A 10,505-nucleotide genomic window follows, 5' to 3' on the forward strand; every position below is an offset into this window, starting at 1 on the left:
ACAGCTTTGCAACCAGGAGCAACCCATGAAAACCTTGTCTTTGAATACGTACTGGAAACGCACCTCGGCCCTGGCCCGGGGGCTCACGCTGGCTGCCCTGGCGGCAGGTGCGTGGGCGCTGTCGGCTGGCCTGACGCAGGCACACGCCAGCGATGTGTATTGGTCGGTGGGCATTCAGCAGCCCGGTGTGTCGGTGGGCGTGTCCAACGCGCCACCGGTGGTGGTGCACCCGTACCCCGGGGTGCGGCACCGCCCGGTGGTGGTTCACCAGCCTTACCCGTATGTGCGCCCGGTGGTGGTGGTGCCGCAGCCGGTGTATTACCAAAACTGGGGCCATGCACCGCGCTGGGATGACCGCCGCGACCGCCACCACAAAAAATGGCACAAACGCCATGACCGCCATGACCGCGGTGATGACGACCGCCGCGGCCACGGCCGCCGCTGAGCGGCTTGTGCCTGCCGGGTGCGTGGTGTTGAGCCAGCGGGCGCCGTGTCAGCCGAGTTGCTGCACGGTGCCGTGGTTGGCCTGAGCCACGGCCCGAAAGTCGCCGGAAATGCGTGGGTCTTCGGCGGCGGCTTGCCAGAAGCGCAGCGCCAGGGCGCGGGCTTGGGGCCATTCGGCCAGGGTGTTGGCGGTGGGGCGCAGGGCGCGTTCACCAAATTCGCGCGGCACCAGTTCACCGTTGATGGGTGCGTACAGCATGGGCAGCATGTCGTAGGTGGGTGACAGGCGCCAGTCGTCGTGTTCGAGCAGCAGCGAAATGTTGCCGTAGTGGCGGTCGGTGTTGGCAATCAGCACGCCGTAGGCTTCCAGCAGGCGCAGGTGGCTGGCGTCTTGTTCGGTGAGCAGGCGGCGCTGGGCCATGCGCCGCGCGGTGGCGGCCCAGTCGTCTATCTGGCCCACGTATTCCGAGTCGTACACCAGCAGCGACACCATACCGATGCGGCCTGTCGCCGTGCGGTCAAAGCGCTGGGCTTCCAGAAAGACGCGGCCACCGGCCACGACGATGCGCGTTTGCGCCGCTGGCAAGCCGGCTTGCGACAGCGTGTGCAGGGCCAGGTGTTCACACACCAGCAGGTCGCGCAGGCGCTGGTCGGCCGGGGCGCTGCCTGCGGGCGAAAACTTCACGATCACCGGCTGCCCGCCCAGCACGGTACAAAACTTGGGCTGTTCTCCCCCGGCTGACGAGCCAGGCAGGGTGCCTTGCATGGCCTGGTCGGCCAGGGCGGGGTATTCGGTTTCGGGCTCGCTCACGCGCACCGCGCGCTGCGCCAGCGTGTGCAGGCGCTCCAGCGCGGGCTGGCCCACCACCAGGTTGCCGGGCAGGTCGTCACCGGCTTGCACCAGGGCTTTCAACACGTCGTCGTCGCTCCAGTAGCGCAGGTCGGGGGGCAGGCGCAGCTGGGGGTGGGCGTGGGCAAAGGTGCGGCCCATGAAGCCTTGGGGGCGCATGTCGTTCAGAAACCAGGGCAGGCCGTCGTGCAGCTGGCTCAGGCCATCGGCTTCGTCTACCCAGAAGCGCCCGCCGGGCAGCGGCACCATGCGCCCAAACGGGCTCACGCGGCCTTGCGCGTCGACCCGCATCATGGGCACTTCGGTGCCCACGCCGTCAATGTGGCGGGGCAGCAGGTAGCGCTGCGAGCGCGCCGCACCCACCTTGAGCACCTGCCCGCTGCGCACCAGCGGCGCCAGCAGCCTTGAAACGGTGGGCTGGCTCACGCCCAGGCGGGCTTGCAGCTCGGCACTGGTGGCCACGCCACCGAGCTGGCGCAGGGCAGCCAGGGCCGGTGTTTCAGGTGGGGTCGGTTGGTTCACTGAATGAAAATATGAATAGATATTTATTCATCATATTTCATTCTTGACCAAGGCGTATTTTTGCCATTTCTTGAATGGAAAAAATTGAACAATCACATGGCTTTGAAGTGATGCGCATAGAGCCGGCTTACCGCTTGCACTTCGGGCCGCCCGCGCAGGCTCAGGTGCAGCTGGCCAGCTTCGTTGCGCGTGACGGTGTGGATGGCGCTGGCGCGCACCACGGAGCCGCGGTGGATTTGCCAGAACACGGTGTCGTCAAGCTGCGGCAGCAGGTCTTTGAGCGGGGTTCGAATCAGCAGCTCTTCGCTGGCGGTGAGCACGCGCACGTATTTGTCGGCCGCTTCAAACACCAGCACCTCGTCTACCGGCACCAGGCGCAGGGTGTTGCCCACGCTGGCCTGGATCACCCGCAGCGGTTCGCGGGGCTGGGCGGGCGCTGCGGGGGCAAGCAGGGCGCGCAGTTGGGTCAGGGCGTGTTCCAGCGGCTCGCTGGCGCGGGCCGGGCTGCGCTGGGCCAGCACCTGTTGCAAGCGCAGCACGGTGCGCGCCAGGCGCTCGGGCATCACGGGTTTTAAGAGGTAGTCCACCGCCTGGGCTTCAAAGGCTTGCAGGGCGTATTGGTCGTAGGCGGTCACAAACACGGTGGCGGGAAACGGCGGTGCGCCAGGGCCTTGGGGCCAGGCGTCGGCCAGCTCGGCAGCGGCTTCCAGGCCGCTCAGGCCGGGCATGCGGATGTCTAGAAACAACACGTCGGGCCGGCGCTGCACGGCTTCGCGCACAGCGCTGGCGCCGTCGCCCACCACGGCGCCCACCTGCAGCGCAGGCCAGGCGAGGGCCAGCTCGGCTTGCAGCGCGGCCGCCAGCAGGGGTTCGTCTTCGGCAATGAGGGCGGTGGGGATCATGGGCTGGCGGTTTGGGCGGCGCTGGGTTTAATGAACGGCAGGTGCAGCCGAACGGTGGTGCCGCCGCCGGGTGGGCTGCTGAGCTCAACCCGGCCCGTGCCCGGCAGACTGGCCACACGCTCGCGCACCTGCGCGAGGCCAAAGCCGCTGCCGTTCGCTGGGTTGTTTGGGGTGGTCGGGTTGGGTGGGCTGTGGTCCATGCCCACACCGGTGTCGGTCACTTCAATCAGCAGGCCGCTGGCGCCGTGCTGGCTGGCATGAACCGAAATGCGGCCACCTTCGACCTGCGGCTCAAGTCCGTGGCGTATGGCGTTTTCTACCAGCGGCTGCAGCAGCAGCGGCGGCACCGCGTGGCGTTGCAGTTCAGCGGGCAGGTTCAAGGTGTAGGCCAGGCGCGGCCCCATGCGCACGGCCATGAGCTCAAGGTAGTCGCGCAGGCGGGCAAACTCATCGGCCAGGGTGTGTGCGCCGCTGTGGGCGTCGGTGCGCGAGGCCTTGAGCGTGGCGCGCAGGTAGTCGTTGAGCCGGTCGAGCATGTGAATGGCGCGCGGCGGGTCGGTGGCGATCAGGGCGCGCAGGTTGGCCAGGGTGTTGAACAGCATGTGCGGTTCCAGCTGCGTTTCCAGCAGCTTCAGGCGCGCTTCGGTGGCCTGGCGCTCCAGGTCCAGGCCTTTTTCCCGGTGGTAAAAATAAAACAGGAAACCGAAGCTGATGCCGAGCGAAGAAAGCCAGAAACCCCAGAAGCGCTGCGGTGACAGGCTGAGCAGCGCCCAGGTGGAGCGGCCCGAGAAGGCGTCGCCCACTGCGGTGCCCAGGGCGTAGCCCAGCACGATGCTGGCCAGCATGTAAGCGCCTGTGCGGGGCGTGAACGCCCAGAAGTGCGGGGGCTCGGTACGCAGCCAGCGGTGCAGCGCAATGCGCAGGGGGTCGGAAAAAAACCAGATGCTGGTGCTGATGGCGTAGCTGTAAACGAGCGAGTACACCAGCGGGTGCTCTTGCGGGGTGGCGAGCCACTGAAAGACCGCGATGAGCAGCGCCATGCCCCAGACGATCAGCCCCCGCCGAGCCACGCCGGGGCGGCCGTCGCGCGGCAGCCAGCGCAGCAGGGTGTGCGCGATGGATGGGGTCATGGGGAGGTGGTCAGGTGCTGGCGGTGGAATGCGGCGATTTTTGCATGGGCGGCGTCGCGTTGCCCCGCATCGAACCCTGGCACAGGCAGGCCGCCACGCACCTGCAGCGCCGCCACATGGCGGGCCGTGGCGGCGGGCCAGGGCCAGAGCAGGTCAAAGTGGCCTGCGCCGGGCAGGTCGGCCAGCAGGGTGCAGGTTTTGGCATGGTCGGCGAGGGCGCTGCCGCCAGCGCCGTGCGAGACGACGATCAGCCGCTGGCGCTGTGGCATTGGCATTGCGTTGAGCGCCACGTCGATGCTGAAGGGGCCAAGGCTGTGCGGCCTGGCGCTGGCCTGTGTTGGGTAGACCAGGGTCACCGGCAGGGTGCCCGCGCGCCATTCGTTCATGCCGACCTGGGCTTGTGCAGGGGCGCTGGCGCCGAGCGCGATGACCAGGGTGGCCAGGGCTTTGGAAAGTGTCTTGGTGTGCATAGGGGGGTGCCCGGTTTCAGCGGTTTTGAAGGCGCTGACGCTCTTTGTTCAGCAGGTGCTCGCGCAGGCCGTGGCCCAGCGGTTGCAGCCACACCACCGAACCGTGCACCAGCAGGCCGATGACCCAGCCGCCTGTGGGCAGCCCGATCCAGCCGCCGGGTTTGCCAGCCAGCCAAAGGCCTAGGTTGACGAGCACGAAAACCGAGGCGTGGATCAGCCAGCCCAGGCGCATGGCCACGTTGCGGCGGGCCCGGCGTTCGAGTTCGGGTGAGAGCGTGATGGCGATGTGGTTCATGGGGGGCCTTTGAAGGGGTGGTGTTCAGATCAGACCCAGCCACTGGCCCCAGACCAGCTGGCCCAGGAAGCGGTTGGGTAGCAGGGTGAAGGCACCAGCGACGATGCAGCCGCCAACGTAGAGAGCGAGCATGTTTTTGCGATGGCCGGCGATGTTGCCGCGCAGCAGGTGCCGAAAAGCCAGAAACAAGGTGCCCAGCGTGACAGGCACGAGAAGGTGGATGGGTGTGTAGCCGCCTAGGTTGGGTAGGTTGAAGTCGCGAATGAACAGGGCCGAAACAGCGGTGATCAGCATGAGCGTGACCCACGCATAGCCGGCGGCGCGGTGCAGGCGTGGACGCTGGGCTTGGCTGCTGCGGGCCCACAGGGCCATTGGGCCGATGCACAGCGCGGCCAGCGCGGCGCTGAGGTGAATGGCGATGACGGGTGTGAATAACATGGGGTGGCTTTGCTGTGTGGTGTGCCCGCACTGTGCCGCGCCGGTGGCTGCGTGCCCAGCGGCATGCGACGGATCGACGCCAGCGAGCGCGAAATGCCGGGTGGGTGGCGCGAAAGGCGCCAGGTTGTTGCAAGCACGTTGCGGGCTGGCCGGGGCTGTATCTGCCGGTGGCTACACCACCGGCCTGAACCGGCTGGGCGACTTGCTGGCCCAAGGGCTGTTGTGGGACGGGGGCGCTGAGCCCTGAGGCCACGTTCCGGGTGGGGCAGGGGGTACGATCAAGCCCTCTGCACCCTGCCCGTCGCGGCCGGGTTTCTTGTCTGTTCTGAAAACTGCCCCTGTGGCGACCGATTCATGGATTTTGCGTTGTTGATCAAGGCCGCCATCATGGGCGTGGTGGAAGGCCTGACCGAGTTTTTGCCAATTTCATCCACTGGGCACCTCATCCTCGCAGCGGCGCTGCTGGACATGCCGGGCGAAAAAATCAAGCTATTCGAGGTGGTGATCCAGACCGGCGCGATCATGGCCATCGTCTCGCTGTATGCGGCCAAGCTGTGGGAAACGCTGGTGGGCTTGCCCACCGAGCAGCAGGCGCAGCGCTTCACTTTCAATGTATTGATTGGCTTTTTTCCAGCGGCGCTGGCCGGCGTGCTGTTCATTGACTTCATCAAGGGCGTGCTGTTCAACCCGGTGGTGGTGGCGCTGGGCTTCATCGTGGGCGGTCTGGTCATTTTGTGGGCCGAACACCTGCAAAAGCGCGGCACGCGGGCGCACGTGGACGACGTGGACACCGTGCGCTGGCAAGACGCTTTGAAGGTGGGACTGATTCAGTGCACCGCGCTGGTGCCGGGCGTGAGCCGCTCGGGTGCCACCATCATTGGCGCCATGTTGTTGGGCTTCAACCGCAAGGCTGCCACCGAGTTCAGCTTTTTCCTGGCCATTCCCATGCTGTTTGGCGCAGCGGCTTACGACATTTTCAAAAACCGCGACCTGCTGAGCACGGCAGACATTCCGCTGTTTGCCGTGGGGCTGGTGGTGTCGTGGTTGTCGGCCTGGGTGTGTGTAAAGTGGCTGCTGCGCTTTGTGGGCCAGCACACCTTTGTGCCGTTCGCCTGGTACCGCATTGCTTTTGGCGGCCTCATCTTGTTGACAGCCTCTCAAGGCTGGGTGGACTGGGTTTCTTGAGCATGTCCAAGGACGCCCCATGAGCGCGCCCTCGGGTATGGGGCCGCTGCTGCTGCGCCTGTCCACGTTGCTCAGCGGTGTGGGTTTGCTGGTGGTGGGTGTAGGGCTGCTGTTTTCGGTGCTGGGGCTGCGCGCAGGGGTGGCGCAGTTTTCCAGCGTCACGCTGGGGCTGGTCACGTCGGCCTACTTTGTGGGTTTTGTGGTGGGCACTTACCTGTGCCCGGCGGTGATCCGCCGGGTGGGCCACATCCGCGCCTTCGCTGCCATGGCGTCGCTGGCCTCCACCATGCCCATCTTGCACGCCCTGTGGGTAGACCCTTGGTTCTGGGGCGTGCTGCGGCTGGTCACCGGTATGTGCCTGGTGGGCCTGTACATCGTGGTCGAAAGCTGGCTCAACGCGCTGGCCCCAAGCGAGCACCGGGGCAAGCTGTTTGCGGTGTACATGTCGGTCAACTTCGTGGCGCTGGCGCTGGGCCAATGGCTGATTCTGGTGGGCGACCGCCTGGGTTTTGTGCCGTTTGCGCTGGTGTCGGTGATGTTCTCGTTTGCCCTGCTGCCCATCACCCTGACGCCGGTGGACGAGCCCGAACCGGTGCAGGCGCCGCGCCTGAGCCTGCGCAAGCTCTACGAAGCCTCGCCCATGGGCATGGCGGCGGCGCTGGCTTCGGGCCTGATCACCGGTGCCTTTTACGGCATGGGCGCGCTGTTTGCCAAAGGGGTTGGGTTTTCCGACGCCGGTGTGGCCTCGTTTCTGGCGGCGGCCATTTTGGGCGGTGCTTTGTTTCAGTGGCCTGTGGGCCATTATTCAGACAGCCACGACCGCCGCCTGGTGCTGGCCTGGGTGTGTGTGCTGGGTGCGGGCGTGTCGGCTGCAGCCTACGTGCTATCGCAGTTTTCGGACGGCGCACTGATTCCGCTGGCGCTGCTGTTTGGTGGGCTTATGTTTGCCATTTATGGCCTGGCGGTGGCCCACGTCAACGACGTGATCGACTCCACCCAGCTGGTGGAATTTGCCGGCGGCCTGCTGCTGATTCACGGTGTGGGTGCCGCCATTGGCCCCACCTTGGCGGGTGTGGTCATGGACCAGTTTGGCCCTGCCAGCCTGATGCTGTATTTTGCCGCCGTGCTGGGTGTGCTGGCGCTTTACACGCTGCACCGGTTGCGTGCGGCGGCTGCCGTGCCTAGCGAAGAAAAGTCCAGCTTCGTGGTGATGGGTGGCGGCTCACAGGCGGTGCTGCACATGGACCCGCGCAGCCTGAGTGAGCCCGGCGCTGCGGCCGACGCACCCAGCGACGAACCGTCTAAACCCTGAACCCAGCAACGGCTGCTGGCCGCGCTCAGGCGCGCAGCGGCACCGTTGCTTCGGGTGGCAAGGTGAAGCAAAACGTGGCGCCTTCACCGGGGAATGAATGGGCTTGTAGCTCGCCACCATGGCGCTGCACAATGCGCCGGGCGGTGGCCAGGCCAATGCCCAAGCCGCTGAATTCGTGTGGCATGTGCAGGCGCTGAAAGGGCTGAAACAGCTTGTCGGCGCGTGCCATGTCAAAGCCCGCGCCGTTGTCGCTCACACAAAAGTGGCGCGTGCCGTCCAGTTCTCGCGGGTACACCCTGATCTCGGCTTGGGACGTGTTGGCGGTGTATTTCCAGGCGTTGTGCAGCAGGTTTTGCAGCAAGGCTTCCATCAGCGCCGGATCGGCCTGTGCCTGGAGTCCGGGCGCTACCGACCAAGCCACTGAGCGCTCGGGCTGGTCGTGCGCCAGCTCTTCCAGCAGGCGCGTGGCCATGGCGCTCAGGTTGACCGGCTGGCGCTGCATGTCGCCACGGGCAAATTTGGACAGGTGCAGCAGGCCGTCAATCAGCTCGCCCATCTTTTTGCTGGCGGCCAGGATGCGCTGCAGGTGCTGGCGGGCGTGGGCCTCCAGCGTGGGCGCGTCCTCTTGCAGGGCCTGGGCAAAGCCGTTGATGATGCGCAGCGGTGAGCGCAGGTCGTGCGCCACCGCGTACGAATAGCTTTCCAGTTCGTCGTAAGCGCCTTTGAGCGCTTGTGTGCGGGCCTGGATGCGCTGCTCCAGCGAGGCGTTGAGCTGCTGAATTTCCAGCTCGGCGCGCTTGCGCTCGGTCACGTCGTGTGTGACCCCCAGCGCCCGCACCGCACGGCCCTGCGCGTCGCGCTCAAATTCTGCCTGCACCGAAAACCAGCGCACGTCCCCGTTGAGCACCACGCGGTATTCGTGGTCGTACACGCTCTCGCCCTTGACCGCCTGGCTCCAGTGCGCCTGCATGCGGGCCCGGTCGTCGGGGTGGGTGAGGGTCATCAGTTCGTCGCCCGAAAACGCGGCAAAAGGCAGGCCCAGCAGGCGGTGCGAGCCCGAGAGCGTGTTGAAGTGTTTTTTGGCCACGTCGGCTTGCCAGGTGGCCATGCCCGCCATCGTCTGGGCCTGGCGCAGCAGCATTTCGCTGGTGCGCAGGGCCATTTCGGTCATTTTTCGCGGGCTGATGTCTTGCACCACGGCGATCAGGTAGTCGGGCACCCCTTCGGCGGTGCGGATCAACGACAGCGTGAGCTGGACCCACACCGTGTGGCCCTGTTGGTGGATGTAGCGCTTTTCAAAGCTGTAGTGGGTGAGCTCGCCCGACAAGGTGCGCGCCAGAAAATCCACGTCGAGATCCAGATCGTCGGGGTGGGTGAAATCCCGAAAGTGCATGCGCAGCACTTCATCGTGCGTGTAGCCGATCAGGTCGCAATAGGTCTGGTTGACGCGTATCCAGCGACCGTCCAGGTGGCTGTGCGCCATGCCGGTGGCACTGTGTTCAAAGGTGTCGTTGAGCTGCTGGTTGCTCAAGCGGCTGCGCTCGGTGGCTTCACGCAGCGCGTGGTTTTGCCATTGCATCAGGGAAATGGCCCCCACCACCACGAACTGGGTGAGCAGGTGCCATAGGTTGAGCCAAAAGGCCTCAACGGGGTTGGCAAAAGCAAGGGAAAAATACGGTTTGACCAGCAAGAAATTGACGATCACCGTGCCCAGCAGCGTGCTGACCATGCCTGCGCCAAAACCGCCATACAAAGCGGCCAGAGCGGCTGCGAGCGACAGCGTGATGAAGCGCCCGCCCGATTCGGCCGGCGCCAGCGCCATACGCAGCCAAGCCGCCAGCAGCGTGATGAGCACGGCCACCGCGTAGCGCTTCCAACGGCTCTGGCTGTCGGGCTGCCAGGTCACCACCCGCTGCCACACGTCGTGGACCGAGCGGGCGCCCGGGGGCGGGGTGGGGGGTGGCATGACCTTGGGGCTGGTGGAGGGGCGGTTAATTTTTAAGTTTATACCCCGTGCACGGCATCGGCCAGCCCGCGAAAAAGCCCCGCTTCAGGGTCCAGATGGCGGCGTTGCCATGCTGCGCAGCAGCTTTTCAATGCCGGCGGCGGTTTGCTGGGGCTGTTCCATGGGAAACAGATGGCTGCCTTCGATCATGAGCAGGCGCTCGGGGTGTTGCTTGCCTACCAGCCGGTGCGTCATGTTCATGCCAACCTGCTTCATCTCTTGCGACTCGGTGCCCCCCAGGAAGGCAATGGGGCATTGCAGCGGGTGGCGCCGCAGCAGCCGGTCGAGGTTGTGGGGCAGGGTGTTGTAGATCGCGGTTTCGATGTCGCGGTCAAAGCTGAGCACCCGCTGGTGGCCCGTGCCGTGCGCCGCGTCGTGCGTGCCTTGGGCAATGTAGTCGCGCAGCACCTGCGGCTCCCAGCGGGCAAAGGCTTTTTTGCTGGCAAAGTGCTCAAAGGCAGCGGCAGCGTCGGGCCAGCTGTTGCGCCGGCGCCGGCTCACCTTGCCGGGTGACACCGAACCCACCAGCTGGGTGCGCTTGACGAGTTCCAGCGTGCGCGCGCGCCAGCCGCCCAGCACGGGCGAGTCGATCAGGAGCACGCCCTTGACTGGGTGGCCCCCCAGCACGGGGTGGCGCGCCGCACACATGACGCTCAAAAAACCGCCCAGTGAGTGCCCCACCAGCCAAGCGCCCTGGCCGTGGCGCTCCACTTCCGGGGCTGCAAAGTCGGCCAGCTGCTGCACCAGGTGCGGCCAGTTGCTGGTGACGGGGTAGCTTGGGTCGTGGCCAAACTTCTCCACCGCCCGTACCGCAAACCCGCGCGCACGCAACGACTTGAACAGCACCCCATAGGTGCTGGCCGGAAAGCTGTTGGCGTGGGAAAAGATGATCAAAGACATGCTGGAGAGGTGCTCATTGCCGTTTAACCGGCTCGAAGTGTCTAACCCAGGA

The 10,505-nt window shown here is 65.7% G+C and carries 11 protein-coding genes; 3 read left to right on the plus strand and 8 right to left on the minus strand.

The annotated features are described in order from the left end of the window. Window positions 1-25 precede the first annotated feature (25 nt). Complete coding sequence (locus ACTG4K_RS12195; protein WP_439114482.1) at window positions 26-445, plus strand: hypothetical protein; 420 nt, start codon at window positions 26-28, stop codon at window positions 443-445. A 48-nt stretch (window positions 446-493) separates the two neighbouring features. On the opposite strand, the gene yjjJ is transcribed toward ACTG4K_RS12195, so the two are convergent. The 6 genes from yjjJ to ACTG4K_RS12225 all read right to left on the minus strand — a co-directional run bounded on the left by yjjJ (window position 494) and on the right by ACTG4K_RS12225 (window position 5,051). Further along, window positions 494-1,816 (minus strand): type II toxin-antitoxin system HipA family toxin YjjJ, encoded by a 1,323-nt coding sequence (gene yjjJ / locus ACTG4K_RS12200; protein WP_439114483.1) that lies wholly within the window; start codon window positions 1,814-1,816, stop codon window positions 494-496. Window positions 1,817-1,908: 92 nt separating this feature from the next. Next, a complete protein-coding gene (locus ACTG4K_RS12205) occupies window positions 1,909-2,718 on the minus strand; it encodes a LytR/AlgR family response regulator transcription factor (protein ID WP_439114484.1) in 810 nt (269 codons plus the stop codon). After that, window positions 2,715-3,848, minus strand: a complete 1,134-nt coding sequence (locus tag ACTG4K_RS12210) for a sensor histidine kinase (RefSeq protein ID WP_439114485.1) — start codon at window positions 3,846-3,848, stop codon at window positions 2,715-2,717. Before ACTG4K_RS12210 ends, ACTG4K_RS12205 begins: the two co-directional genes overlap by 4 nt. Beyond that, window positions 3,845-4,318, minus strand: a complete 474-nt coding sequence (locus ACTG4K_RS12215) for a hypothetical protein (RefSeq protein WP_439114486.1) — start codon at window positions 4,316-4,318, stop codon at window positions 3,845-3,847. Before ACTG4K_RS12215 ends, ACTG4K_RS12210 begins: the two co-directional genes overlap by 4 nt. 16 nt (window positions 4,319-4,334) lie before the next feature. Then, window positions 4,335-4,613, minus strand: a complete 279-nt coding sequence (locus ACTG4K_RS12220) for a 2TM domain-containing protein (protein ID WP_439114487.1) — start codon at window positions 4,611-4,613, stop codon at window positions 4,335-4,337. 24 nt (window positions 4,614-4,637) lie between these two features. Then, window positions 4,638-5,051 carry a DUF2306 domain-containing protein gene (locus ACTG4K_RS12225; protein ID WP_439114488.1) on the minus strand — a complete coding sequence of 138 codons (414 nt, stop codon included), beginning with the start codon at window positions 5,049-5,051 and terminating at the stop codon, window positions 4,638-4,640. A gap of 354 nt (window positions 5,052-5,405) precedes the next feature. On the opposite strand from ACTG4K_RS12225, the gene ACTG4K_RS12230 reads away from it, so the two are divergent. Both ACTG4K_RS12230 and ACTG4K_RS12235 read left to right on the plus strand, forming a co-directional pair. Continuing rightward, on the plus strand, window positions 5,406-6,236 hold the full coding sequence (locus tag ACTG4K_RS12230) for an undecaprenyl-diphosphate phosphatase (protein WP_439114489.1): 831 nt from the start codon (window positions 5,406-5,408) through the stop codon (window positions 6,234-6,236). Between the two features lie 19 nt (window positions 6,237-6,255). Next, a complete protein-coding gene (locus ACTG4K_RS12235; RefSeq protein WP_439114490.1) occupies window positions 6,256-7,548 on the plus strand; it encodes an MFS transporter in 1,293 nt (430 codons plus the stop codon). A 25-nt stretch (window positions 7,549-7,573) separates the two neighbouring features. On the opposite strand, the gene ACTG4K_RS12240 is transcribed toward ACTG4K_RS12235, so the two are convergent. Both ACTG4K_RS12240 and ACTG4K_RS12245 read right to left on the minus strand, forming a co-directional pair. After that, window positions 7,574-9,514: a PAS domain S-box protein gene (locus ACTG4K_RS12240; protein WP_439114491.1), complete on the minus strand. Its 1,941-nt coding sequence runs from the start codon at window positions 9,512-9,514 to the stop codon at window positions 7,574-7,576. Between the two features lie 84 nt (window positions 9,515-9,598). After that, window positions 9,599-10,453: an alpha/beta hydrolase gene (locus ACTG4K_RS12245; RefSeq protein WP_439114492.1), complete on the minus strand. Its 855-nt coding sequence runs from the start codon at window positions 10,451-10,453 to the stop codon at window positions 9,599-9,601. Window positions 10,454-10,505: the final 52 nt, after the last annotated feature.

This window comes from Hydrogenophaga sp. (assembly GCF_965657535.1).
GTDB lineage: Bacteria > Pseudomonadota > Gammaproteobacteria > Burkholderiales > Burkholderiaceae_C > Hydrogenophaga.

Bases quoted from the DNA above. Each gene is read 5' to 3' on its own strand.
- ACTG4K_RS12195 (WP_439114482.1), top strand. From the start codon at position 26: ATGAAAACCTTGTCTTTGAATACGTACTGGAAACGCACCTCGGCCCTG.
- ACTG4K_RS12205 (WP_439114484.1), bottom strand. From the start codon at position 2,718: ATGATCCCCACCGCCCTCATTGCCGAAGACGAACCCCTGCTGGCGGCC.
- ACTG4K_RS12210 (WP_439114485.1), bottom strand. From the start codon at position 3,848: ATGACCCCATCCATCGCGCACACCCTGCTGCGCTGGCTGCCGCGCGAC.
- ACTG4K_RS12215 (WP_439114486.1), bottom strand. From the start codon at position 4,318: ATGCACACCAAGACACTTTCCAAAGCCCTGGCCACCCTGGTCATCGCG.
- ACTG4K_RS12220 (WP_439114487.1), bottom strand. From the start codon at position 4,613: ATGAACCACATCGCCATCACGCTCTCACCCGAACTCGAACGCCGGGCC.
- ACTG4K_RS12225 (WP_439114488.1), bottom strand. From the start codon at position 5,051: ATGTTATTCACACCCGTCATCGCCATTCACCTCAGCGCCGCGCTGGCC.
- ACTG4K_RS12230 (WP_439114489.1), top strand. From the start codon at position 5,406: ATGGATTTTGCGTTGTTGATCAAGGCCGCCATCATGGGCGTGGTGGAA.
- ACTG4K_RS12235 (WP_439114490.1), top strand. From the start codon at position 6,256: ATGAGCGCGCCCTCGGGTATGGGGCCGCTGCTGCTGCGCCTGTCCACG.
- ACTG4K_RS12240 (WP_439114491.1), bottom strand. From the start codon at position 9,514: ATGCCACCCCCCACCCCGCCCCCGGGCGCCCGCTCGGTCCACGACGTG.
- ACTG4K_RS12245 (WP_439114492.1), bottom strand. From the start codon at position 10,453: ATGTCTTTGATCATCTTTTCCCACGCCAACAGCTTTCCGGCCAGCACC.